Origin of the sequence: Paenibacillus lemnae, from assembly GCF_012933385.1 — a bacterium.
GTDB classification, from domain to species: Bacteria; Bacillota; Bacilli; order Paenibacillales; family Paenibacillaceae; genus Paenibacillus_AQ; species Paenibacillus_AQ lemnae.
In genome coordinates this window covers 221,443-245,986 of the sequence record NZ_JABBPN010000001.1, presented here as the reverse complement: position 1 = coordinate 245,986, position 24,544 = coordinate 221,443, and the positions used below count along the sequence as shown (strand labels likewise).

The window sequence follows — 24,544 nt, the reverse complement described above, 5'->3', positions numbered from 1 at the left end:
CTGATATCAAGAGCCAATACGAGAGGAGATTACGCCAATGACGAAGGCTGCCAAAGCCTGTATCTCCAGTCCGAATGGAATTATGGAAATCACAGGCGTCCGTACGGTGGAGCAGTATCTGCGTGCCGTGGATGAAATATATGCGTTGATCTGTCCGCCGGGCCAGCCGCTGAAGCATGAGCTCTGGTTCCGCGGCGTCAAGAACACCAACTATAACCTGGAGCCGACGATCGCCCGAGGTCTTGGTGTCCAGGCTGAAATTGTATACTTATCCAAGTTCCGCTCCCTTGCCTATCCTTACGTGGGCGACGTGCCGTATTTCCCATTTTCCGAGGACCGGGATTCATATTGGGGATGGCTTTTTATGATGCAGCATTACGGTGTACCGACACGTCTGCTGGACTGGTCGCGTGAAGCGCTCATCGGTCTGCTGTTCGCTGTGGATCCAGATACTACGGAGGAAGAAGCGGAGAATGATCCGGCTGTATGGTTTCTGAATCCCGTAGAGCTGAACAAGGCGTTTCAGTTTTACGACTTTCTGGAGCCGGGATATATTCCGAATGCAACGGAACCTGCTTTCAACACCCGCTTCGGTCCAGACGCCAAGACGGACAACGTCAAAGCTGCCGCTGCGATCGGTCCACTGAATAACCCGCGTATTATCAAACAGGCCGGCACCTTCACCGTCTACCCGGTGACCCGAAGAACGGTAGCTTTGAACCTCTTGCCGGATGCCAACAAGTATCTGTACAAAATCGTGCTGGAGAAAGAAGCCCGTGTCACCATCAACGAACAGCTGAGACACTACGGACTTACACAACATGATCTGTTTCCCGAAATCAGCCGGGCGGCCGCTGACATTCAGCGTGAAATCCGGGCGGAAGATGCGATGGTGGTGCCTGGCGCTTCCAAAAAGCTGACCCTCTCTTCCCGGATTACCCCTTCTTGATCTCAAAAAGACCGTACCCTTTTGCCTGCAGGTACATGCAGACTGGGGTACGGCCTTGATAACAAAGCTACTTCGCTTGCTCCAGCTCATCTTCTGGATATACATGAATTGCAGTACAAGCTCTGCCGTTTCATTACAGATGCGATATGGGTTATACCAAAAAAAGGATGGCTAAAGGTATCCCCATGACAGGTACAAGGCTCTTTGTTCATTTTGCTGGCCCTATCGTAACAGAAGCTTTATTGTCGCGGCAAGTCGTCATCATTCTGTAAAACGGGGGTGCAAACATGCAAAAACTGGTTAAAAACTGGTATATATTCATAATTATTGTCGTATTATCGCTATTGTTAGCTGTCGTTTTGGCAAAAATCATGCTTTCCAAACCTCTCAAGGAGCATCACACCATGACCGATCAGTTCATCGAACAATTCATGCGCAACGAAAACGGTACACTGGCTACATACCTGAGGGATGCCGCTTCGACAGATCCTGATATCGTCTCAGGCAGAGAGGCCTTGTCGGAATCGCTCGGACTGTGGATGCAGTTTGCGGTTCTGGCGCAGGACAGGCCTGAGGTGGATAAAAGTGTGGGGCACCTTAACACCTACTTTATGGCCCCTGAAGGATATGTGCGCTGGAAGCTGCAGGCAGACGGTCAATCCAAAGTAAGCACGAATGCCCTGGGGGATGACCTTCGGATCATCAAAGCGCTCCTGGATGCCCATGAGATATGGGACAATCCGGGTTATATGAAGCTGGCGGAACAGATCAGCCGTACGCTGCAGGATTCTGTTACAGTGAACGATTATTTCGTGGACTTTCACGACTTTGAGCATGGACAGTCCCCGGACCGGCTGAGTCTCGTATATGTGGATATTTCAGCGATGCAGGCCATGGTAGACCATGGACTACTGACACCGCATAACTACAACCTGCACAAAAAGCTACTACTGGACATGCCGAATGACGGAGTATTTTATCCCAAAGACGTGCTGGTCACAACAGGCAAGTACCGGTATGACGATTCAGTGAATCTAATCGACCAACTAATTACCGGCATGCACTTGGCTGAACTCAAGACGCCCGAGCCGCTCATTTCTTTTTTGAAAGAGGAATTTCGCTCTAAAGGTACATTGTATGGCCGTTATCACCGAATAAACCGCACCCCGGATGTATCCTATGAATCCCCTTCCGTATACGGACTTGCGATACTGCTGTCTTTGAAAACCGGGGATACGGTGTGGGCTGAGCAGCTGTACAGCCGGATGATGATGTTCCGAGATGGAGATCCTGCATACCCCGGTGGATATGTATCGGGTGGAAATACGCATATGTTTGATAATTTGTTTCCTCTGTTGGCAGAAAAGACCCTGGAATCACACAATCCTTCACAAAAATAGCAATATTCTGTTCTACATTTTGCAAAATTTGTCGACTAAAATGATCTAATATACTAATATATTCAAATCATTCGCAATAACGCAAGGTGAATGGGAAAAGGATGGATGCTATGAAACACAAGACGCCGATGCGGAACGTGGAACTGGGGTACTTCCTTCTGATTGTCCTGGTCATGGTCCAGAGGCTGCTCATCTATTTGAAAATATACCTGGATTCTTCCTTCACGGCGCTGGATCTTGGGCTCAGCCTGTCGACCCTTGTCGCTCTGCTTCTAGGTTTCTTTCTGCCAGTTGGCATTTCAACCGTGATCGTATTTGTTTTCTTGGTCAGTTATTTTGTGTGGCTGTCTGCCTATGCCCCGCTGAATGTGCTGACCTTCTCCTGGATCCTCATGATTCCGGCAAATATCATCATTGCGGCATTTATAAGGAGCGGGCTGGTTCGCAGCAGACGTTTTATCGAACGGCTGGAAGCCTTGAAGCAGACAAATCCGGACGTTGATCTTGATACCACACTCGGCAATAAAGAATCACTGGCAGAAACCGTGGTCAAGCAGTCCAACCTGGCGAACCGCTATGGTGATCAGTACGGGTTTTGTATGGCGATGTTCAAGCTGGATTTCCTGCCGCTTGTCCGGGAGTCGTTAGGATCCCGGCGCTATGCCCAGCTGCTGCTGGAATTGTCAGACACAATCCAGAAACAGATCCGTTACGAGGATTATAAATTTTCCATTGATAAGGGACGTTTCATTATCCTGTGTCCGCTGACCAAGCCGGAACACTTCAAGAGCCTGACGGAACGGATTAAGGCGGCGATGATGGGGCTTACTTTTGCCGATAAAAAGGGCCGTCCCCTGAAGCTGGTGATCCGCGCCGGCGCCCTCGTATTCCAGAAAGACCAGTTCAGCAAATACGGTGATATTGATGCCGTCATTGCTGCACTGGAGCGCAACACGGAGACTGACCTGATCGGGGAGTATATCTAATCTTTTATCGTTAATCTCTTAAACCAAGGAGGCTGGCCGATGAATTACTTGTCCTGGTTTATCCCTTTATGTATTGGTATCAGCATCCTGTTCGGCATTTCCATTATCGCCCTGACCGTAGCTGCTTTAAGCTTCCGTTCAAAGGTGAACAAAAAATATGACAGGGGGAAATTCAGTGGCTGATATTCTGCTCGTCGTCTCGATTATCAGTATCTGGATTTCGGTGTTTGAATCCATCATTATTATGTCGGGAGCCATCTTGTATCTTCGCAAACAGAATCGTAAAGTACTGAAATCGCCTGTCAATCTGGAGGAGTTCCCCACAGTTACGGTTATGGTCCCGGCCCATAACGAAGAGCTGGTCATTACAGCGACGGTGGAGCATATTTTGCAGATGAACTACCCTGCCCATAAGCTGCAGGTCATTGTGGTGGCAGACAATTGTACGGATCAAACGGCCGCCAAACTTCATGAGCTGAAGACGCGTACCAGCTATGAAGACCGGGATCTCTTTATCCTCGAGCGGACAGGCACCGGGGGCAAGTCCGGCGCACTGAATGATGCCCTGAAGCATGCCACAGGGGATTGGATCTGCATCTATGATGCCGATGCTGCGCCAGAGAAGAACGCGCTGTTATTCCTGACTCAAAAAGCGATGGAACAGCCGGAGAAGTACGGCGCAGTATTCGGACGCAATAAAGCACGCAACCGAGGACAGAACTTCCTGTCCCGCTGCATCAATCTGGAGCTGGTCACGATTCAACGCGTGCATCATACCGGACTATGGCAGCTGTTTAAGCTGGGTACAATTCCCGGCACTAATTTCATTGTGAAAAGCTCACTGCTGCGGGACATCGGCGGCTGGGATGAAGAAGCCATTACAGAGGATACCGCCATCTCATTCGAGATCTTGTCCCGCGGCCAGCTGATTGCCCTCGCTCCCCAGGCGGAAGCCTATCAGCAGGAACCTGAGGACGTTGGCGTCTATATGAAACAGCGGGAACGCTGGGCCAAGGGAAATTACCGGGTAGTGACCGATAATTTCCATCATTTGTTTGACCGGTCCACCTGGCGGATCAAGCTGCATGTGCTCTATTATGCCTCCAGTTATTTTTGGTTCATGATTGCGATTATTGTGTCAGATATTATTTTTGTAGCCAATATTGTGTACTGGATTTTGAACCTCTTTAATCCAGATATCGTCTCGCCGTTCCAGTTCCAGGGGGATGTCTATGTATATCTGATTATTGCCTGGGCGCTGATGTATTATCTTTATGTGCTCCAGATCAATCTCGCGCTGGCCAGTGATATCGGGCAGAGCAACACGCGAAACTTTATCTTGTCCTGTGTGTCCTATTTCACCTATGCGCAGTTATTCCTGGTCATCTCCATCAAAGCCTTTTACTCCATGTTGAGAGACCGGATCACAGGGCGCAAGAGCACCTGGTACAAGACGCAGCGGTTCGGATAAGCTTCTGCCTGATTCTTCTTCATGACTTCAACTTATAATATGAAGTATAATGATAAAACTTAATAATACAGACTGGAGGTTATTTATGAATTCGAAGCCAAATTCAACTATATCTGACAAGACAGAACGATTCTCCTCCAGGGGCTTCATTCTGGCGGCCATCGGCAGCTCCGTCGGACTGGGCAACATGTGGAAGTTTCCGTACATTACCGGTGAGAACGGCGGGGCGGCATTTTTCCTGCTGTTCATCATCTGTCTGATTCTGATTGGCCTGCCTGTTCTGGTAGCCGAGCTGGCAATCGGACGCAGCGGACGGGGCAGTGCCGCCTCCTCCTACAGTAAAGCGGGCGGCCCGAAAGCATTCCGCCTGTTCGGTCTGATGCAGGTTCTGGCACCATTTCTCATTCTGTCGTTCTACTTCATCATTGCGGGCTGGACGCTGCATTATGCGGTGCTGTCCTTCAGCGGTGAGCTGTACAGCAATACAGACTTTGAGGGGCAGTTCAGCGCGCTGACATCCGGTTATATGCCGCTTGTATGGCAGGTCGTTGTTATCATGGTTACGGCGGTTGTGGTCCTGAAAGGAATTTCCGGCGGCATTGAAAAATTTAACAAGGTGCTGATTCCGGCACTTGTCGTGCTGCTGATCGTTTTGATGATCCGTGCCGTGACGCTGCCCGGCGCGGGAGAAGGTATCTCTTTCTTCCTGAACCCTGACTTCTCCAAGCTGTCCGCAGAGTCCGCACTCGTTGCTCTGGGACATGCCTTCTTCTCCCTGTCTTTGGGCATGGGGATTATGCTGACCTTCGGGGCTTATATGGACAAGCGTCAGTCGCTGGGATCAGCAAGCGTCGCCATCGGCGTCGGTGATCTGATCTATGCCTTTATTGCAGGGCTGATCGTATTCCCTACGATTGCATCCTTTGGCATTGCTCCCGATGCAGGGCCTTCCCTGGTCTTTATGGCCCTCCCGGCAGCCTTCTCGGCCATGCCGCTCGGGTCTTTCTTCGGCGGGCTGTTCTTCGTCCTGCTGGCATTTGCTGCCCTGACCTCTACGGTATCGCTGCTTGAGGTGCCGGTTTCTTATGTTATGGAACGGCTGCGGCTGGCACGAACAAAAGCTGTAATTCTTGTTTCGGTGCTGGTGTTCCTGGTAAGCCTGCCTTCTTTGCTATCGTTCGGACTGGTAGAAGGCCTTACCAAGATGGGCGGCAAGTCTTTCTTTGACTGGCTGGACTTCATCGCCTCCAACATTCTGCTGCCGCTCGGCGGGCTGGCGACGACCGTGTTCGTAGGCTACTTCTGGAAGAATGCAGCCGAGGCTGCAGGGCTTAAAGCCAGATGGTTCAAGGTATGGCTGTTCATGATGCGCTTTATCGCGCCAATACTGGTGCTCCTCGTGCTGCTTCATGCCTCGGGAGTGATCAGCCTGCAATAAGGCGGACCTGCGCGGTCTGAGCCTTATCGTCTGGCCCCAGACTCAGACGCACAACACAAAAGCCGGGTACAGAAGCTGATTAGCTTCTGTACCCGGCTTTTTCATATTTTATTTCACCCATTTATGACGCAGCGGTCCTTCATCCCCGAATACCGGATCTTTGTCCGGAACCGGGACACTCCGGATTTCTGCGATCGACTGAGCCCGGTCGGTGGGATTACGTTCTCTCATATTTGGCGTACCGCCTCCTGGATAAGCGCCTACTATCTCAAAGTCGGGGCTGCTCTCCAGTTTTTTATGTGCTGTGCCTGCGGGCAGGACCAACACATCACCCTGCGCCAGCTCAAGCCGTTCCCCGGCATCTCCGCCGACCAGCACGGTCGCGCTGCCTGACCTTACGCCAAGCACTTCGTGGGTATTGCTATGATAGTGATGGTAGTCGTACACACCGCCGCTCCAGCTGCCTGTCCACCCGTGACGGTTAAAGGCAGACTCGATCCCGCCAGGGCCATCCTTAAACACGCCTTTATACACAATGACCGGCAGGTCCGGGTGGTTCGGAACCTCGCCGTCATCCTTCATGAAAAAAGATTGAATCGGTGTTTCCATCATCATCGCTCCCTTTCTGCCTAAAGATTTCCTTGCCTTTTCTGTACCCGGGATGCTGCTGTCTTAAACGCTTTTTCCATTTCTCTGGATATATAAGTCACAATTCCATTTATTCTGTTTGCATGGTCAGAGAGCGGGTATAGGTCAAGTGGGAGGACACTGTGTCGTTGCTGCCCAGTTTGTTAAGGGAGGTTTTCACATTCTATGGAGCTTCATCCGGTATTACTGGCACTCGTGCTTGTTGGAATCCTGCTGGCGGCTGGCAAAACTTTGCGAATTCGCTGGAAGGTGCTGCAAAATTTCTTTATTCCCGCTTCCTTGATCGGCGGGTTGATCGGACTGCTTGCCGGCAAAGACATCCTGGGACAGGCCGCATCCTGGTTAGGCATAGATGGTTTATCGTCTGGTGTGTACACAGACAGTGTATTTCAGGTGATGAAAGGAATTCCCGATATTGCGATCACGGTTATCTTTGCTGCCCTGTTTCTGGGCAGCCCCATTCCGGCAGTCAAAAAAATGTGGAAGGATGCCGGCCCCCATGTCTCTTACGGGATGACGATGGGCTGGGGACAGTACGTGGTGGGGCTGCTCCTGTTTCTTTTGATCCTGGGGCCTTTCTTTCAGATCAGCCCCATGGCAGGGGCGTTGATTGAGATCAGCTTTCAGGGCGGGACCGGCACTGCCGCGGGTTTAAGAAGCACTTTCGAAAGTGTAGGCTTTCCTGAAGGTGCCGATCTGGCTATGGGCCTTGCCGCTTCGAGCATTATTCTGGGTCTTGTGACAGGCGTATTATTTGTGAATGTGGCGGTACGTAAAGGGCTGACGAATTCGGCCGCAAAACCCGAAGACCGCTCCCGTCCCGAAAAGGAAGGACGGTTTGATGATAATGATATCCCAGCCGGACATAAAACCACCCGCTCAGAGTCCCTGGACTCTCTGACAACCAATCTGATTGCTGTATTTTTGGCCATCGGGATCGGAATGCTCCTTCTGTGGGGTATGGTTTGGCTGGAGGAAGTAACCTGGGGCAGCGCTTATGATGTTTATATTATCAAGCATATCCCGCTGTTTCCGCTGGCTCTTGTCGGAGGCGTACTGCTCCAATGGGCGCATGGACGCTTCCTTCCGTATAAGCTGATTGACCGGGGGCTGATCCTGCGGATCCAAGGCTTTGCACTGGACATCTTGATTGTGGCTGCAATCGCCTCCATCTCCTTATCAGAAATCGGGCAGCATATTTACGTCTTTCTGATTTTGCTGTTCTTCGGGATGTCCTGGAATATCTTCGGCGCGCTCGTACTGGCCAAAAAGATGATGCCGAACCACTGGGCAGAGCGCTCCATCGTGGAATATGGTCAGTCTACGGCTATGACGACCACGGGCATGCTGCTGCTGCAAATGGTCGATCCTGATAAAAAGACGCCTGCATTCGACAGCTTTGGATACAAACAGGTCATCTTTGAACCTTTTCTCGGCGGAGGCCTGTTCACCGCGGCCTCTCTGCCGCTGATTCAAGCCTTTGGCCCTGTTTCTGTGCTGATCGCGGCAGCTGTGCTGATGATTTTATGGGGAGGTCTCGGTATATTTTATTTTGGCAGAAAATGATCTGGTCAAGGCGGCGATAGACTGCTGGAACACAGTAAAAGACATGGAGCCATGGGAATCATCCCTGCTGGCGCCATGTCTTTATATTTGCATATTTTATATAATTGATTTCTCGCCTTATCTCTGAAACGTCTGTGCGGCAGCGTTCAGTGCACTGATGATCTGGTCGCACCAGGCGTCGAACTCCGCATCTTCCTGCTGCAGCTCCGGATGTGCCAATATATGCTGCACCGTTTCCTTGATTCCCTGATCCAGACGCGTTGTCGCTGTAAATCCGGGCACCAGTCTTTTCAGCTTGCTGTTATCGAAGACAACCGTGTTGGCCTTGTCACCGAGCAGTGATCCGCGGAAATCCTCTTGGCTGCAGGCATCCAGAAACTCGGAGGACACGTGTACTGCATTCAGCTTAACGCCCAGCGCATCGGCGATGATCTCGTAAATCTGATTCCAGGTCACACTCTCGTCCGATGTAATATGCACCGCTTCACCGATCGCATGAATATTGCCCATCAGCCCGATAAAGCCTTGGGCAAAATCCCGGTTATGTGTCATAGTCCACAATGAGGTCCCATCCCCGTGGATAATCACCGGCTTGTTTTCCAGCATCCGCTTGGCCACCTGCCAGCTTCCTTTGCTGCCATGTACGCCCAGTGGTATAGAACGTTCACCGTAGGTGTGGCTGGGTCTGACAATCGTAACCGGAAAGCCCTGTTCCCGATACTGGGTCATCAGATACTCTTCACAGGCGATTTTGTTGCGGGAATACTCCCAATATGGATTGGACAGCGGCGTACCCTCGGTAATCTGGTAATGGGACAGCGGGGTCTGATACGCCGAGGCCGAGCTGATAAATATAAACTGCTTCGTTTTGCCATGAAAGAGACGGAAGTCCCGCTCAAGATCAGATGGATGAAAAGCAATAAAATCGCAGACTACATCAAAATCGAGATCCCGAATCAGGTCGGCCACGGCTTTCTCATCGTGGATATCACCGGTCAGCAGATGTGCTCCCTCCGGCAGCTCGTCATTCCGGTTTCCCCGGTTCAGCAGATACAGCTCGCAGTTCTGCTCCAGCAGCGAGCGGGTGATCGCCGAGCTGATCGTGCCTGTTCCTCCAATAAAAAGCGCTTTCATATGTGTACACCTCCGAAAATTTGGGATGCTGGGCAGACCCTTTGCGGCCTGCCTTCCATCCTCTAAGATAGCACGATGCTGCATGACGTACAAACTGGCGAATTACCTCCACGCGCTGATCCGCTCTGATTTCGGTACAAAAGAAGCCGACATAGCCTTCAGTCTTGCGGTAAGAAGCATCTTCCGGCCCTCGGTGGTCCGCGTATAGATCAGTTCTGCAGGACCGATTCGCTGGATCCAAAGCGCATAAAAGCGTTCGGCATCCTCCTTGCGGCGGTCGATGGCTTCAGGCACAGCATAATAATCCCTTCTTGTGAGCAGGCCGGCACGTGATTCCCGGTAAATCAGATAGCGCGGATTGTTGATAGGAGCCACCAGCTGCTGCAGGGAGTCCAGAAAGAGGAGCTGTTCCTGAGTACTTCCTCCCTCCATCCGGCACACGACCATCCCCGCCTCCATAGAAGCCTGCAGACGGTGCTTGTGGGGCTTGGGTGTAAGCAGCTTCATGCCATACAGCGTTTCATACACCACCTGCCCCGCTTCTGCCATACTCGACTCCAGCGATTGATGCTTCATATAGAGCCGAATACCCTTGTACAGAGGTCCTGCTCCAGCAATCAGGCCCACAATCAGAGAAACAGCCAGCTTCATCAAAATGGGCATATCACCATAGATCATTCCTGGACTTACAAACATCTCTATAGCGGTTAATATTAAGGCCACAATCCCTGCATAGATCAAGCCCCGGATCGTATGCTGCATATACAGCGGTCTTGGCACCCGTTCACCATCTGACGCCAGTTCTTCTGTCATATGGTCATGCAGAGCGATGGCATCGATCCAGCGCTGGCTCAGCCTGTGGCGTTCACACGCCCGGAGAAAGGTTTCCTGATTCAGAGACTCAATATCCCGGTGCTCATAGCGGTCCTGCAGAATATTCATCCGGCGCATCCCGGTTTCAATCGTGTTACGGTCCACAGCCAGACCAACCAGTGCGCGGAATCGCCGGCTCAGCATCTCCAGATCCCGTCCTCCTTCCGGCAGAACCGTATCGACACAAGCCAGATGCCAGATTGCGGCGGTTTTGTCCTGATTTTCTTTTTGTGTACGGATAGCCCGGCCTCTCATCTGATTGGACAGCATAAACGATCCCACATAGGAAGCCATGATTAGAGAATTAATGCATGGAGCATCCCACCCTTCGCCCAGCAGCGCAGCGGTCCCCACCATAACCCGGAACCCCCCTTGGGCAAAGACCTCTGTCATGACCGCTACCAGTCCAGACCGGTTGGAATCGCGGATATCCAGACTGACATAGCGATCATCAAAAGGCAGCGGCTTGTACTCCAGAGAGAGTCCTCTTCTTGCTGCGGCCTCCTCCATCAATGCTCCACAGTCCCTTGGAAAAACTGCCAGCGAACCGGTCAGGATCGCCAGGGGCATCTCTTCCGGCAAACCTTGTCTGAGCGTCTCAAAGATCGGCACAACACCCAGCCGGGTGAGCGGCTTAGTCTTTCCTGTGGCGTCTGGAAACGATTCTTTGCGGATGTAGTCCGTGAGAATGACCATCCTTAATTCTTCTTTCAGGTTACTGTGCTCAAAAGATACGATGTCCCGAATGCTGCGCAGTTTGGATGCACTTTGAATCAGCATTTTATCAAACTGCGGTGTGGATCGCAGATACACCTTTTTCTTCTCTGCCGCTCCTATTCCTCTTAACCTTCGGCGAAGGGCGTCAAAATACGCATGGTGACGTTGATCTGCTTCCTCATCACGGTACAGCAGCCCGGTCAGCAGCTCTTCCAGCCACTCGTCTGTCAGTTCGGGCACTTCCGATCCGCTCACGCCCAGGACAGCGGCCGCCTGCTCCCAGGCCGGGTAGGCCGCTGCCTTCAAATAAATGACCATGCTGGAGTAATAAGAAGGGTTTGTGAGTATGTCTTCTGTGTGGGTCTCCGTCCTGCCAATCCACGGATGCTCTTCAATGGCTTTTTTTAGCTGTTCATCCTGGAGCAGCTCCTGCCGCAGCGTCCCTGTCTGTTGACGAAATACCCGCAGCGGCTCGAATTCTTCCTGATTCGGCAGTGACAGACAGATATAATCCTGATGAGGACACAGCTCGGACTCCCGCACCAGCTCCGGTACGCTGATCTCGGCATCGATTGGCCCGCACAGCTCCATATAACGCTGCCACTCTCCCTGGTGCACATCGTATGGCGGCGTAGCCGTCAGCGCAACAATAGCAGGATTCTGCAGTTCAGCCCGGAACGCCATGGCGCTCTTCCACCAGGAAGAGCGCAGATGATGCGCTTCATCCAGGATCAGGGTCTGAAAGGACATCGAACGAATGCTCTCCTGAATCCGGCGGGCTTCCCTTGTCCCGTTTACTGCCTCTTCATCCAGCATATTGCCTGAATCTTCTTCTTCAGTCTCCCGCGTAAGCTCCAGTTCCGTATCTGTCTCCGGCTGTTCCGCTGTTTTGTATAGACTGTGAAGTGCCTGATATGTGGTTACCGTCACAAAAGCAGGATTTTTGATGTCCGTGGACACCCACTCCGGCAGCTGTCCGGTTTGAAGAAAAAGCTCCCGGAACCGGTCAGCCCACTGGTTCTTGATCGTAAGCGTTGGCGCAATGATGAACGCAGGACGATTTAATCTGAGCATGACCTCAAGCCCGAGCACGGTTTTGCCAGAGCCTGGAGGTGCCACAAGATGCAGATGACGGTTGGATAAATGATCATCCAGTTGATCCAGGATCCGCTGTTGATAGGACCGCCAGGAATAGCGGAATGTTATCCCTTCAGGGAAGTGTTTCATAACCCTTGTCACCTCCATACGATCTATTATATGAACCATGTGGATACCAATAATCCAAATTAAGCCAAAAGTCCTTTGACATAGCTGCCTAAACTTCTTAATATAGTAACCAGAAAGATACCAGAAGAAAGATTGAGCTCTAACGTATGACGTCTTGTTCTATTTACCCATTTCAGGAACTTATAGAAAGGAGGACTTGCAGAAAAGCGCTGTGTTATGTCACTTCCCTATTAAGAATAGGTCAAAAATCGAAAACAGACCAGGAGGTACCTTATGAAACCAGGTTCACGCCGCCATAAAGTCCTGATTACCATCCTGACTTTAATGATGATTGCATCTGCTTTTGGAAGCGTTTCCGCTGCCGCCGACGGCAGCCGATTGGATCAAAAAGTTTTTGGCACTCCAGAAGAACTGCTTGTACCTAATAATTATACCGTTGCTGTATTTAACGGAGCTGTAGGTAAAGAAGATGGCACGTATGTGATGTACGCTACAAGTAAAGGCAAGCCCGGACATTTGAATGTCATTGACCTGGAAGATTACAAGCTCCTGCGGAGTATTCCGATCGGGCCTTCCGAGAGCTCCTGGGCGCATACCGTAGCTCCTGACGGCACACTGTTCCTGGCCGCTGACGGCGGAGGGGCACGCCTGTGGGCATACTCTCCGGAAACCAAAACACCGGTACAGGTTACCCAGTTTGAGGGGCAGTCCGTACCTAACAGTATTACAACCGATGAGCAGGGCCGGGTCTATGTCGGTACCTACCCGGACGGCAAAGTATTTCAATATGATCCGGCTACTCAGGAAACCCGGGATTATGGGCGTGTGATCGGTGTACAGGACAAAGAATACGTCCGGTCGATCGCATACCAGGGCGGCAATGTTTACGCAGGAACCGCCCACAAGCAGATAGTCCGGGTCAATCTTGAAACGGGTGAAAAAACCAATATCGCAGGATCGCTGACGGTGCAGGAGGATACGGTATACGATCTCAGTACGATTGATGACCGCTACCTGTTTGCCCGTTACACAGACGGCAGCGGTATTCCGGGCGAAGGATATATCTATGACACCCAGACTGAAGCCTGGCTGGATGTCGAGCTGCAGAACGTCACAGGTCTGCATGCGACGGATTCCGTGGACGGTAAGCTCTACTATATGTCTGACCAGAAGCTGAAGACATTTGATCTGACGACTTATGCTGTCGAGGAAACGGGTATGACCTACGGCAGCGGATTCCGCGGCGCAGACTGGATTGAGCTGGATGATCCGGAGTTTCCGGGCAAAACACTGGTAACTGTCCGCTATGACGGCGGAGTAGCTATGCTGAATATCGAAACCAAACAGGTACATGTAAAGCCGCCGGTCATTCCTGGACTCCCGGGTGTTGTAAACCGCGTGCAGAGTGTATCCGAGACCCAGCTGATCACGACTGGATCGCAGGCGCGTTCGTCCCTTGTGGATCTGAACACCATGACGGCACAGCCGTTCAGCATTGGCCAGGCGGACAGCGTGTATGCGATCGGCGATAAGGTGTACATGGGTGTTTACCCTGAAGGTGCCCTGTTCGAGTATGACCTGACCAAACAGCCGGGTGACGGAAATCCGAAGAAGCTGTCCGTTCTTGGTAACCAGCAGGAACGTCTGGTTCATATGTCCGAAGGAGAAGGCAAGCTGTTCATCTCGACTATCTCCGGGTATGGCGCACTTGGCGGATCGGTTACCGTCTATGATCCTTCTACCGGCGAGACGAAAGTGCACCGCAATATTGTAGAGAATCAAAGTGTATTGAGCACTGCCTATACAGACGGAAAACTGTTCGGCTCTACCACCATTCGCGGCGGACTGGGTTCCGAGCCAGTTGAAGAAGAAGCCAAAATTTTTGTCTGGGATGTAGAGAATGAAGAGAAAGTTACGGAGTTCTCGTTGAACCTGCCAGGCATGACTGAGAAGCCGATCTTTATCGGGGACCTCTCCCTGGGACCTGACGGTTTGATCTGGGGCGCTTCATATGAGTACATTTTCGCGATTGACCCGGATACGTATGAAGTTGTAAAAAGCAAAAAAATCTATCCAAAACTGTATTACACGTACTGGCATCATCACCCGATGCGCTGGTCTGAAGATGGACTGCTTTATGTACTGTTCAACAATAAGCTAACGGTCATCGATCCGGAAACGCTGGATTTCCGTACACTGGCTGATACGTCGAGATTCGACCTGGGTATGGACGGACATCTGTATTTTACAGACTCCGCCACGAACACGATTCTGTACCGCATCCAAATTGATGGCGAGTACATTCCGGAGGAACCCGGCACACCGCAGCCGGTCCCAAACAGCGGTTTTGAGGAAGGATCCGGCACTTCGATTCCGGGATGGAGCCCTCTCTTCGCAGCGGGTGCCGACACCTTCTACAGCATCAGCAGCGAGAAAGTTTACAAGGGCAGCCAGAGCTTGAAAACCGTAGATCGGATCCGCACAGGTTCTGTAGCCCTGCAAAGTGACAAGATACCGGTCCAAGGCGGCTTGGAGACGGAAGCCGGTGTGCAGGTATACATTGAATCCGGTCAGCCTGGATTTATGTTCCGATTCTATGACGAAAACAATGCCACCATCACGACCTGGGAGAAGCATCTGGATGAAACCAGACTGGGTCAATGGCAGACGGTGAAGCTTACGGGAACTGCGCCTGAGAATGCGACACATGCCCGGCTGATCGCCGTAACCAGCCGCTACAACATGGCAACCGCTTATTATGATGATTTCTTCGTCAATATTAAAGAAGAAGCTGCTCCGGTATCGAGAGCGACGGTTAATCCTCAGCCGAACAGTGAAGGGTGGAACAACAGCGATGTCAACGTATCGATTGAAGCGGCAGACGCTGCAACGATCATGTATTCCGCTGAAGGTGCCCAAACGCTGGAAAGCACGGCGGTGTCCGGCACCTCTGCCGAGCTGAACATTACTCAAGAGGGCGTGACCACCGTCACTTACGGTGCAGAAGGAGCAACCGGTGTTCAGGAAACACCTCAAACACTGGAGGTTAAGATTGATAAAACCGGACCTGAGCTGAAGATCACCGGCAAGACGGAATATGAAGTGAACGAGTTCGTCTCTATTGGCTGTGAGGCTTCTGATCAATTGTCAGGTCTCTCTTCAAATCCATGTGAAGCTCCGCTGCTGGAAGGTCCTGCTTATACGCTGGCTGCACAGGATGTGACGGTCACGGCTGAAGATCTTGCAGGCAACGTGTCCGAAGTGACAGCCACGGTTACCATTCATGTTTCCTACTCCGGTGTGTCAGGCCTTGTGGACCAGTTCCTGGAAGGAGACAGTGTAAAGGCAAGAATCTTGAATAAAAAGCTGGAAGATGCTCAGGCTGCAGAGCAGCAGGGCAAAATGCATCTGAAAGAAAATATGCTGAATGCATTCACAAACCAGGTAAAGGCGTTTAGCGGAAACCAAATTCAAAAGGAACATGCAGATATTCTGATTTCTCTGGCAGCTCAGCTGTAAAGAGTAATTGAGATGCCTGGTCATACAGGGAACGGCGCTTTAGCCGTTCTCTTTTTTTCGTGTTTTTGATCTTATTTTCTTGGTTTTGATCCTATTTTCATTTTGTCGAAAAAACTTATTGCCTGTAAACAGCTTTGAATTATATGATATAGGAAAATTCATCCAATCCATCATTTCAATGAGGATCTCCATTGAGACCCAGATTATTCGTGAAAGTCATGACGACAGCAGCACTGCTCAGTGCCTGCACGTTTCCTGCCTATGCCGACGTAAATCTTACGGACATCGAAGGCTCTTATGCCAAGGACGCCATTCTTGAGCTGGTTGAGAAAGGCATCATCAACGGAAAAGGAAACGGGAAGTTTGATCCAACCAGTAAAATCTCCAGACAGGATTTTGCCATCATTTTGGCCAGAGCTCTGGAGCTGGACACCTCTTCCACCCCATCCCGACCCACGTTCAACGATGTTCCGGCCGAGCATTATTCCTTCAGCTATGTCGAAGCAGCCGTACAAGCCGGCTTGATTCAGGGACAAGGTTCCGGTCGGTTTGGGCTCGGACAGAATCTGTCACGTCAGGATATGGCCGTCTTGTTCGTCCGTTCTCTGGGGGTTGATTCCGCAGGTATGGGCAGCCAACTGAGCTTTACCGATGCTAGCCAGATCTCGGGTTATGCCAAAGACGCTGTGGGTGCCGCCGTTGAACTTGGTTTGGTTACCGGTAACCCGAACGGAACGTTTAACCCGCTGGGCAGTGCAGACCGTCAATCGGTTGCTCTGGTTGCCAGCCGTTTCCTGGAAACCAAGCAGGAGCTGGAGAACAATCAAAACACTCCCCCGGTAAAGGAAGAGCCAAAACCCGAACCGACACAGCCGTCCACACCGGGAAGCGGATCCACACCTGCACCGAGCACGCCAAGCCAGCCAAGCAACCCGAATCCACCGGCACCGAACCCGCCGAACCCGAACCCGCCGACCGATCCGGAACAGCCGCAGCCAGACACGACATCCCCTACCCTTACTCTAGTCTCTCAGCCTATAACGGGCATCGGAACATCGGTCAAGGTCAAAAGCTCTGAAGCCGGTACGGTCTATCTCGTGCCTTCATCGCTGAATCAGCCTGCACGTACATCGTTGGAAGAAATCGCAGGGAATCTTAAGGAAGCAGCCAAAGCGACCATTTCGGCAGCCAATACCGAAACCGAGCTTCCCACCAACCGATTGCTGCCTGGTGATTATAAAGTTTACGCCGTGGATGCAGCAGGCAATGTTTCTGCTCCGTCAAGCACCATTAAAGTAGAATCTGCTGCAAATGCCATGCATCTTCCTAAGCTGATTCTGGTGGATCACAAGACGCTTGCGCTGGAGTATGAGTATGAGTATGATAACGAGCTTGATCCTCTTTATGTTCCAACAAAGGATTTGATCTCAATTCAAGCCTACAATAATCTTAATCTTCCTATTGAACAGATAACTATTAATGGCAGCTCCGTGAGGATCAGGCTCGAATATTCATTGCCCCTTTTTGATTTAAACGTTTCCTATAAAAATTCTCCGCAGCATGATCAACGAATTCGGACCCTTGAAGGCCGAGAATCTCCCGAATTTGTTGAATATGGGACTGTGCTTTTCCAGCAGCCTGATGAAGAGCAGCTGCGTTCAGCTCTAGCAGGTTTACTGGAAGATGCAGAGGAACTGCTGGCTCAGATCGAAGAGCTCACAGTACCATATCCGCCGGATATTACAGAGACACTGGGACACAGTATAGCAGATGCCAAAGACGTGCTGGAGAATGAGCAATCGCCTAAGACAGAACTTCAGAGTACATATTATAATCTGTATAACGCCACGAATATTTTCGAGCCAATAACATACTCGCTGGCCAAGAATGCAACACCCTTTGTGTTGAACGGAAACCCGGATGAAGTAACGATCACCGCTATCCACGCTGCAGAAGATTCCTACCACGTACGTAACATCAAGAATCTTATTCAGTTAAAGCAGGCGAATAAAGCAGCATACGTGGAATATAATCCGAATTTAGAAGAGTTTGAAGTCAAAGTAGATTACCGGGTAGTTGGTCACGTTGAAATCGAGTCTAAAGATGGATCGATGGAGGTTACAAAAGTCTCAAATGGTGTGACTATTACTCCTGCAGCAGTAGTCGGGCATGGAAACTATGATGCTGAGCTTCGATTTAGGATTTTCCAGTATGGCAAGGAAATCGGAAGTATTGAGCTGCCTATCCAGTTTGACCTGACAGGGCCGACGGCAACTAGGGCAACTTATGAATATTATTTAGGTATCATCACGGTGAACAGCGAAGAGCTCCTCTATTTACCCGACGGAAGCGCGAATGCAGACATACAGTTTAATCCCAATGGTGAGGACCTTCCAGTATCATTAATTCAGGGTATCGATTTTAATATCACGAATCCTTTGACTACGAAAAGAATTAGCATTGACATTGAACTAACCTCTGAAGGAAAAGAAAAATTGGCTATGTATGGGCAAGGCGGGAAGCTTCACATCATCTTGTCTGGCCTGACAGACTACGTAGGAAACCCTATACAGTCTGTTCCGGTGGAAGCTATTGTCTCCAGCCGCCGTTAAGGTCCACTCCTTTCAGGGCGCTATACCCATGGAGTATCGGGGCTGCTTTCACGTGAACTGACCGTTCAGTTCACGATAGCACTTCCTCGGTATCAAGGTTTTTTCAATCCTGTGGATTCCGGGGCGACCCTTGTGCTGACTATAAAATGCTGTGGGTGGTAATCGTTTCTGCCACCGTTCGTGCAGTCTCACTTCCACATGGACTGGCGTTCGTGAAGAGGCGAGATAAATAAGCTTGATTTCCAATCTTATTTATCTCATTTTCCCGCTAAGTGGCAGTTTAAGATTGAAAATCAATCTTAAACTAGCTGAAAATCTCACTTCAGGCAGGAAATAGGTGTGAAATACAAAAATAAGCCTGAAAATCAGGCTTATTTTGGCAACAGGTTCATTTTTTATAGAAATAAGATTGCAAAACAACCTTATCTAAATTTCTAAAAATCTGAATATCTCATTACAATTCGAATTCTTCATCCCTTGGGCTGGCTGTCTCTTTAAGTAAGGGAAAGTTACTCAGGAGACAGCCGCTTTTGTTACCTGTAAAAACACAGTTACCCACGGAGACATAGTTAGTTACCTCTAGAGCCACTGTTTTGCGTAGAGCTAGTTTCTTGTAGAGCCACAGCGTTCCGTATTGCTACAGTTCCCGCAGAGCCACAGTTACCTCTAGAGCCATTGTTTTGCGTAGAGCTAGTTTCTCGTAGAACTACAGTATTACTTAGAGCCACAGTGTTCCATATAGCCACAGTTCCCCGCAGAGCCACAGTATTCCGTTGAGCCACAGCTTCCGAGGTCATTTCGTATGCCGTGATCATCCCATATCCCGTGTATCCATGTCCGTACATCCTACACCAGCCGCCAGGCAGTTACTTCAGGTTGAGCAGTGAGCAAAGGCACGCACATGACACACAGCAGGCAGGGTCTCCTTTGGGCTGCCCTCCCTGCCATGCTTCACATGGCTTACTTGCCTCCCGCCGCCTCCCATGCTGCGACTTCCTCGCGAACCCGGGGGGCTACCTCCATTCCCAGCAGCTCAATAGCACGCATCACATCCTCATGAGGCATGGTGCCCAGCGGGACGTGAAGCATAAAGCGGGTAATGCCCACCTTTTGGCGCAAATCAATGATCTTCTTCGCTACGGTATCCGGACTGCCGACATAGAGTGCACCTTCCGGGCTCCGGGCAGCGTCATAAGTGGCACGGCTGTAATGGCCCCATCCGCGTTCCTGTCCGATGATGTTCATGCCAGCCTGGGTCGGCGGGAAGAACTTCTCTACCGCTTCATGCTCATCCGCTCCTACAAAACCGTGGGAGTGCGATGCGACGGTAAGCTTTGAAGCATCATGGCCGGCATGCGCCGCTGCCCGTTTATACAACTCTACCAGCGGTGCGAACTGTGCCGGACGTCCGCCGATAATCGCCAGCACCAGCGGCAGTCCGAGCAGCCCCGCGCGAACCACGGACTCCTGATTGCCTCCGCTCCCAATCCATACCGGAAGCGGATTCTGAACCGGACGCGGGTATACGCCGCGATCCTGGATGGAAGGACGGTGTTTGCCTTCCCATGTGATCTTCTCTGATTCTCTCAGCTTGAGGAGCAGATCCAGTTTCTCATCAAACAGCTCATTATAATCGTTCAGATCATTTCCGAACAGCGGGAAGGATTCAATGAAGGACCCCCGCCCTGCCATAATCTCGGCACGTCCATTCGAAATGCCGTCCAGTGTGGCGAAGTCCTGAAAGACTCGAACCGGATCTGCAGAGGACAGCACCGTAACGGCACTGGTCAGACGGATGCGCTCGGTCTGCGCAGCCGCTGCAGCCAAAACGACAGCAGGAGAAGAAGCCGCATAATCCTTGCGGTGATGCTCTCCTACGCCGTATACATCCAGTCCGACCTGGTCAGCCAGCACTATCTCTTCCACAACCTCCCGCAGACGCTGGGCATGGCTGATCGTCTCGCCTGTATGCACATCAGGCAGTGTCTCTACAAACGTGCTAATTCCAATTTCCATCGTATATTCCTCCTGCCGTTTCACTTGCTTACCTGAGGTAAGTTTCTGTGTATATGTTACTAGTTTGAACTTTTTCCAGGATGATTTCAAGCCTTTTCCAACGGCCTCACGTTTAAACAAACACCGTCCATTGAAATAGCCTGTACACCTATGTCACAATGGATATAGAAACACAGACTTGAAGGAGGCACTTATCATATGAGTATGAGAACAATGAAGCTTGGAAGCAGCAATCTGGAAGTCCCTGTGGTAGCGGTCGGCTGTATGCGTATTAATTCGCTGGAACCTGTGGAAGCGGAAACATTTGTACAGACAGCACTGGAGCAAGGCGCGAATTTCTTTGATCATGCAGATATTTACGGCGGCGGGAAATGTGAGGAAATCTTCGCGGATGCTATACATATGAATGATGACATTCGGGAAAAGATCATTCTTCAGTCCAAATGTGGTATCCGCCCGGGAATGTTTGATTTCTCGAAAAATCATATTCTGGATTCCGTCGACCAGATCCTGAAGCGGCTAAGAACCGAATACCTTGATGTTCTGCTGCTTCACCGGCCGGATACGCTGGTTGAGCCGGAAGAGGTTGCCGAGGCTTTTGATATACTGGAGCAGTCCGGCAAAGTCCGCCACTTCGGGGTATCCAACCAGAATCCGATGCAGATTCAGCTGCTGCAAAAATTCGTCAAGCAGCCGCTGGTCGCCAACCAGCTTCAGCTGAGCATCACCAACACCACGATGATGGACAGCGGCATGAATGTGAATATGGAGAATGAGGCTGCCGTAAACCGTGACGGCAGTATTCTGGATTTTTGCCGGTTAAACGATATCACGATTCAGCCTTGGTCACCGTTCCAGTATGGTTTCTTCGAAGGTGTGTTCCTGGGCAGTGATAAATTTCCGGAGCTCAATGCCAAGATCGACGAGATTGCGGAAAAATACAATGTCAGCAGCACGACGATCGCGATCGCCTGGCTCCTGCGCCATCCGGCGGGCATGCAGCCTGTAGTTGGTACCATGAACCTTGAGCGGTTGAAAGATTGCTGTAGGGCAGCTGATGTTACTCTTTCCCGCCCGGAATGGTATGAAATTTACAGAGCAGCCGGCAACGTACTGCCATAATACGCCCTTCCCTGTCGGATACAAACGTCTAAAAAGAGATTGCAGGCATTCCCTGCATCTGATACGATATAGCCAATTCATCAACCTAAGGGCCCTGATTTCTAGTATCGGCTAGTGACAACCCCGCTGCGCGCAGCGGGGTTGTTTTATTTTTATCCGGGAGGGATAGCTATGAATATGAATGAAGAGCGAAACATTTGGACACAGGAAGATCTGATGTTTGATCTCACTCAGGCCGGACTAAAGGAAGGACAGACGGTGATTGTCCACATTTCACTGAGCAAGCTCGGGTTTGTGGTTGGAGGTGCTGAAACCTTGATCCGCGCCATGCTGAAGATCGTAGGTCCGGAAGGCACGCTGATGGTGCCATCGCAGACCTGGAAGAACCTCGATCCGGCTGCTGGCGTGCATTGGGAAGAGCCTCAGGAATGGTGGCCGACCATCCGACAGCACTGGCCCGCATACGATAAGCATGTGACTCCCGCCATCGGAATGGGCGTCACAGCCGAAATGCTGCGCCGCTGGCCAGGCGCTTTCCGCTCGGACCATCCTGCACGCTCCTTCGCGGCCGTTGGACGGCATGCCGAATACCTGACTGCGAACCATGATCTCAGCAACATTTTCGGCCAGGACTCTCCCTTGGATAAACTGTATCAGCTGAACGGACATATTCTGCTTCTGGGCGTCGGCTACGATAAGTGCACATCCCTCCATCTGGTGGAAACTCGGGCCCATTATCCCGGTAAATCCTCCATGCAGGAGAGCAGCGCCATGCTGGTGGATGGACAGCGCCAGTGGGTTACCTATGAGACCCTGGCTGTCGACGACGCCGATTTCCGTGATCTGGGCGCTGCCTATGACCAGCTAAGGAACGTACAAGTGCACCGGATCGGAAACGCAGTGGCTAGACTGCTGGAACAGCGGGACCTGGTCGACTGGGCAGTATCATGGATGGAAGCCAACCGCAAGTAGCTGGACTGCACCTACCTCAACTCTGCAGTTTGTGGTATCGACATCAGCTGCGGTGAGCGTGCCTGGCTGTCCGTCTGGGCCTGTGCCGAATCCTCGCACCTGGAATGAGAAACCTTACATTGACCTCACCGCTTCCACCTGTGTTGGCATCCAGTCCAAGGGAATAAGCATGTCGTTTCAATTTCTCCTTCACCTGCTGCGGAGACAGCCCTGGCTGTTTCTGCAGCAGCAGTGCCGCTGCCCCAGCCACCAGCGGTGAGGCCATGCTGGTGCCGGATAAAGTGAAATAGCTTCTGCCCACACGCTGGTATGGAAGTTCCCGATCCAGCAGCGAACCCGGTGAGCGCAGGGAGATGATGGTTTCGCCGGGAGCCAGCAGGTCCGGCTTAACCCCTCCGCCCTTGGCGGGTCCTCGTCCAGAGAATACCGTAATCACATCATCTGCCTGGGTCACCGTCCGGCGGTCATCCACCGCGCCAACCGTAATCACGGATGGACTGATTCCCGGCGATTCCACACTGCCTCTTCCCGGTCCACTGTTTCCCGCAGCCGCCGTTACGACCAGCCCCGCCTGTACCGCCTTCTCCACAGCCTGACACATGGGGTCCTCACTCCAGGGACCCAGGGCTGGACTTCCCAGCGATAGATTCAGAACACGCAGCTTCAACTTATTGCGATTGGCCATGCACCACTGAATCCCCTGGATGATCGTTGAATCATAGCCCTTGCCTTCACGATCCAGCACCTTAACCCCCACAATGCCGGCTTCCGGAGCGGCCCCTTTATACTTTCCCTTGCTGACCCACCCATTGCCTGCTGCATCGCCAGCCACATGGGTACCATGTCCGTTATCGTCATACGGCAGCTTGCGGCCGTTCACGAAATCTTTAAATCCCACAATGCGGTTTACCGGCTTCGTCAAATCGGGATGATTGTACACACCCGTATCCAGCACCGCAATATGGATGCCTTTGCCGGTATATCCCTGCTTCTTCCGCACAGTATCGCTTCCGATAGCCGGTGCTGCAATGTACAGAGAACTCCGGTGAAGCCGGTCCGGGTAAATCCGCTTCACGCTGTCACATGCACAAAGCCGGAGCAGACAGGACTCCGCTGCCTGGGCGGATATGGCCCGGATCAGGGGCAGATGCCGAACCCTTCGGATTGTTTCCGGCGCGGCAGCCTGCTGCAGTTCCCGCAGACTGGCCTGCGACAAGCCCTGTTTCATCTGAATGATGATCCGGTAAGCCGGCGGCTTGCTGCTGTTAAACTCTTTGTTCCTGGAAAGCACTGTCCTTAAGGACCGGCTTAATTTATTCATATCCCGGGAAGACCCTTTCCTTCCATTCATGACGGGAGCCCTTCTTTCATGTTTTTCCTATCCATTTTATGCGGAGTCAATAGGATCGGTTTACACCAGTTTAGTCTCTGATTCTATTGGCCATTCTCCTAATCTATTATCCTTCAGGACGTTTGATCGTCTCGGGCCGAACCGGTTCAGCATCTACTATAGTATCTTTTTAGAAAGGGTGATTGATTATGACCATTCGCAAGACGTCAGCCACAAGAAACGGAGGCCTGCTGAAAAAGCCTGTAAGGTCCGCAGCGGTCAGACGCAGAAGACGTATCCGGCAGACACTGGACCGGTTTGTGGTAATTGCCACGAACAATAACGATGTACCGCGCACAACAACCGGATGGACAGCCACATTGACACGCGGCACCACGACCATTACAGCGAACTTCGATGACTTTGGTGTCGCTCGCTTCGACACGATCAGCACATTGACTACCGTTTCGTATGTTTTGAGAATTCGCAATGCAGACGGTGAACTCCAGGTTACCCGCAACGTGCCTGCTGACCGGGAAGTTTATGTCGCTCGTTTTTAATTCC

At 51.4% G+C, this 24,544-nt stretch carries 17 protein-coding genes; 12 read left to right on the top strand and 5 right to left on the bottom strand.

Going from position 1 to position 24,544, the window contains the following annotated elements:
• The first annotated feature begins 37 nt into the window (after nucleotides 1–37).
• The 6 genes from HII30_RS01115 (at nucleotide 38) to HII30_RS01090 (ending at nucleotide 6,244) form a co-directional block, all read left to right on the top strand.
• Nucleotides 38–949 (top strand): FRG domain-containing protein, encoded by a 912-nt coding sequence (locus tag HII30_RS01115; protein WP_211184356.1) that lies wholly within the window; start codon nucleotides 38–40, stop codon nucleotides 947–949.
• A gap of 287 nt (nucleotides 950–1,236) precedes the next feature.
• Nucleotides 1,237–2,349, top strand: coding sequence for a glycosyl hydrolase (locus tag HII30_RS01110; protein WP_169503078.1), 1,113 nt, complete (start codon nucleotides 1,237–1,239; stop codon nucleotides 2,347–2,349).
• A 110-nt stretch (nucleotides 2,350–2,459) separates the two neighbouring features.
• A complete protein-coding gene (locus HII30_RS01105) occupies nucleotides 2,460–3,335 on the top strand; it encodes a GGDEF domain-containing protein (RefSeq protein ID WP_169503077.1) in 876 nt (291 codons plus the stop codon).
• A gap of 39 nt (nucleotides 3,336–3,374) precedes the next feature.
• Nucleotides 3,375–3,518, top strand: a complete 144-nt coding sequence (locus HII30_RS01100) for a hypothetical protein (protein ID WP_169503076.1) — start codon at nucleotides 3,375–3,377, stop codon at nucleotides 3,516–3,518.
• The gene (locus tag HII30_RS01095; protein ID WP_169503075.1) at nucleotides 3,511–4,806 is read left to right on the top strand and encodes a glycosyltransferase; all 1,296 of its coding nucleotides are present in this window, start codon (nucleotides 3,511–3,513) and stop codon (nucleotides 4,804–4,806) included. The genes HII30_RS01100 and HII30_RS01095 overlap by 8 nt, the downstream gene beginning before the upstream one ends.
• Nucleotides 4,807–4,891: 85 nt before the next feature.
• A complete protein-coding gene (locus HII30_RS01090; RefSeq protein ID WP_169503074.1) occupies nucleotides 4,892–6,244 on the top strand; it encodes a sodium-dependent transporter in 1,353 nt (450 codons plus the stop codon).
• 108 nt (nucleotides 6,245–6,352) lie between these two features.
• Here the strand turns inward: HII30_RS01090 and HII30_RS01085 are convergent, their stop codons facing one another.
• Nucleotides 6,353–6,853 (bottom strand): cupin domain-containing protein, encoded by a 501-nt coding sequence (locus tag HII30_RS01085; protein WP_169503073.1) that lies wholly within the window; start codon nucleotides 6,851–6,853, stop codon nucleotides 6,353–6,355.
• Nucleotides 6,854–7,057: 204 nt separating this feature from the next.
• On the opposite strand from HII30_RS01085, the gene HII30_RS01080 reads away from it, so the two are divergent.
• Complete coding sequence (locus HII30_RS01080; RefSeq protein WP_169503072.1) at nucleotides 7,058–8,458, top strand: sodium/glutamate symporter; 1,401 nt, start codon at nucleotides 7,058–7,060, stop codon at nucleotides 8,456–8,458.
• 117 nt (nucleotides 8,459–8,575) lie between these two features.
• Here the strand turns inward: HII30_RS01080 and HII30_RS01075 are convergent, their stop codons facing one another.
• Together HII30_RS01075 and HII30_RS01070 are read right to left on the bottom strand one after the other, a co-directional pair.
• Complete coding sequence (locus HII30_RS01075; protein WP_169503071.1) at nucleotides 8,576–9,592, bottom strand: SDR family oxidoreductase; 1,017 nt, start codon at nucleotides 9,590–9,592, stop codon at nucleotides 8,576–8,578.
• Nucleotides 9,593–9,694: 102 nt separating this feature from the next.
• A complete protein-coding gene (locus tag HII30_RS01070; RefSeq protein WP_169503070.1) occupies nucleotides 9,695–12,409 on the bottom strand; it encodes a DEAD/DEAH box helicase family protein in 2,715 nt (904 codons plus the stop codon).
• A 273-nt stretch (nucleotides 12,410–12,682) separates the two neighbouring features.
• On the opposite strand from HII30_RS01070, the gene HII30_RS01065 reads away from it, so the two are divergent.
• Both HII30_RS01065 and HII30_RS01060 read left to right on the top strand, forming a co-directional pair.
• Nucleotides 12,683–15,928, top strand: coding sequence for a PQQ-binding-like beta-propeller repeat protein (locus HII30_RS01065; RefSeq protein WP_169503069.1), 3,246 nt, complete (start codon nucleotides 12,683–12,685; stop codon nucleotides 15,926–15,928).
• A 191-nt stretch (nucleotides 15,929–16,119) separates the two neighbouring features.
• Nucleotides 16,120–18,540, top strand: a complete 2,421-nt coding sequence (locus HII30_RS01060) for an S-layer homology domain-containing protein (RefSeq protein ID WP_169503068.1) — start codon at nucleotides 16,120–16,122, stop codon at nucleotides 18,538–18,540.
• 960 nt (nucleotides 18,541–19,500) lie between these two features.
• Here the strand turns inward: HII30_RS01060 and HII30_RS01055 are convergent.
• Nucleotides 19,501–20,556 (bottom strand): LLM class flavin-dependent oxidoreductase, encoded by a 1,056-nt coding sequence (locus tag HII30_RS01055; RefSeq protein ID WP_169503067.1) that lies wholly within the window; start codon nucleotides 20,554–20,556, stop codon nucleotides 19,501–19,503.
• 204 nt (nucleotides 20,557–20,760) lie between these two features.
• On the opposite strand from HII30_RS01055, the gene HII30_RS01050 reads away from it, so the two are divergent.
• A complete protein-coding gene (locus HII30_RS01050; RefSeq protein WP_169503257.1) occupies nucleotides 20,761–21,678 on the top strand; it encodes an aldo/keto reductase in 918 nt (305 codons plus the stop codon).
• A 171-nt stretch (nucleotides 21,679–21,849) separates the two neighbouring features.
• On the top strand, nucleotides 21,850–22,650 hold the full coding sequence (locus HII30_RS01045; RefSeq protein ID WP_211184354.1) for an AAC(3) family N-acetyltransferase: 801 nt from the start codon (nucleotides 21,850–21,852) through the stop codon (nucleotides 22,648–22,650).
• Nucleotides 22,651–22,693: 43 nt separating this feature from the next.
• On the opposite strand, the gene HII30_RS01040 is transcribed toward HII30_RS01045, so the two are convergent.
• Entirely contained in the window at nucleotides 22,694–24,001 is a 1,308-nt protein-coding gene (locus HII30_RS01040; protein WP_169503066.1) for a S8 family peptidase, read from the bottom strand.
• A 188-nt stretch (nucleotides 24,002–24,189) separates the two neighbouring features.
• Between HII30_RS01040 and HII30_RS01035 the strand changes: the two genes are divergently transcribed.
• Nucleotides 24,190–24,540, top strand: a complete 351-nt coding sequence (locus HII30_RS01035) for a hypothetical protein (protein WP_169503065.1) — start codon at nucleotides 24,190–24,192, stop codon at nucleotides 24,538–24,540.
• Nucleotides 24,541–24,544: the final 4 nt, after the last annotated feature.

Bases quoted from the DNA above. Each gene is read 5' to 3' on its own strand.
- HII30_RS01070 (WP_169503070.1), bottom strand. From the start codon at position 12,409: ATGAAACACTTCCCTGAAGGGATAACATTCCGCTATTCCTGGCGGTCC.
- HII30_RS01080 (WP_169503072.1), top strand. From the start codon at position 7,058: ATGGAGCTTCATCCGGTATTACTGGCACTCGTGCTTGTTGGAATCCTG.
- HII30_RS01105 (WP_169503077.1), top strand. From the start codon at position 2,460: ATGAAACACAAGACGCCGATGCGGAACGTGGAACTGGGGTACTTCCTT.
- HII30_RS01075 (WP_169503071.1), bottom strand. From the start codon at position 9,592: ATGAAAGCGCTTTTTATTGGAGGAACAGGCACGATCAGCTCGGCGATC.
- HII30_RS01115 (WP_211184356.1), top strand. From the start codon at position 38: ATGACGAAGGCTGCCAAAGCCTGTATCTCCAGTCCGAATGGAATTATG.
- HII30_RS01065 (WP_169503069.1), top strand. From the start codon at position 12,683: ATGAAACCAGGTTCACGCCGCCATAAAGTCCTGATTACCATCCTGACT.
- HII30_RS01100 (WP_169503076.1), top strand. From the start codon at position 3,375: ATGAATTACTTGTCCTGGTTTATCCCTTTATGTATTGGTATCAGCATC.
- HII30_RS01055 (WP_169503067.1), bottom strand. From the start codon at position 20,556: ATGGAAATTGGAATTAGCACGTTTGTAGAGACACTGCCTGATGTGCAT.
- HII30_RS01090 (WP_169503074.1), top strand. From the start codon at position 4,892: ATGAATTCGAAGCCAAATTCAACTATATCTGACAAGACAGAACGATTC.
- HII30_RS01040 (WP_169503066.1), bottom strand. From the start codon at position 24,001: ATGAATGGAAGGAAAGGGTCTTCCCGGGATATGAATAAATTAAGCCGG.
- HII30_RS01050 (WP_169503257.1), top strand. From the start codon at position 20,761: ATGAGAACAATGAAGCTTGGAAGCAGCAATCTGGAAGTCCCTGTGGTA.
- HII30_RS01045 (WP_211184354.1), top strand. From the start codon at position 21,850: ATGAATATGAATGAAGAGCGAAACATTTGGACACAGGAAGATCTGATG.
- HII30_RS01085 (WP_169503073.1), bottom strand. From the start codon at position 6,853: ATGGAAACACCGATTCAATCTTTTTTCATGAAGGATGACGGCGAGGTT.
- HII30_RS01110 (WP_169503078.1), top strand. From the start codon at position 1,237: ATGCAAAAACTGGTTAAAAACTGGTATATATTCATAATTATTGTCGTA.
- HII30_RS01035 (WP_169503065.1), top strand. From the start codon at position 24,190: ATGACCATTCGCAAGACGTCAGCCACAAGAAACGGAGGCCTGCTGAAA.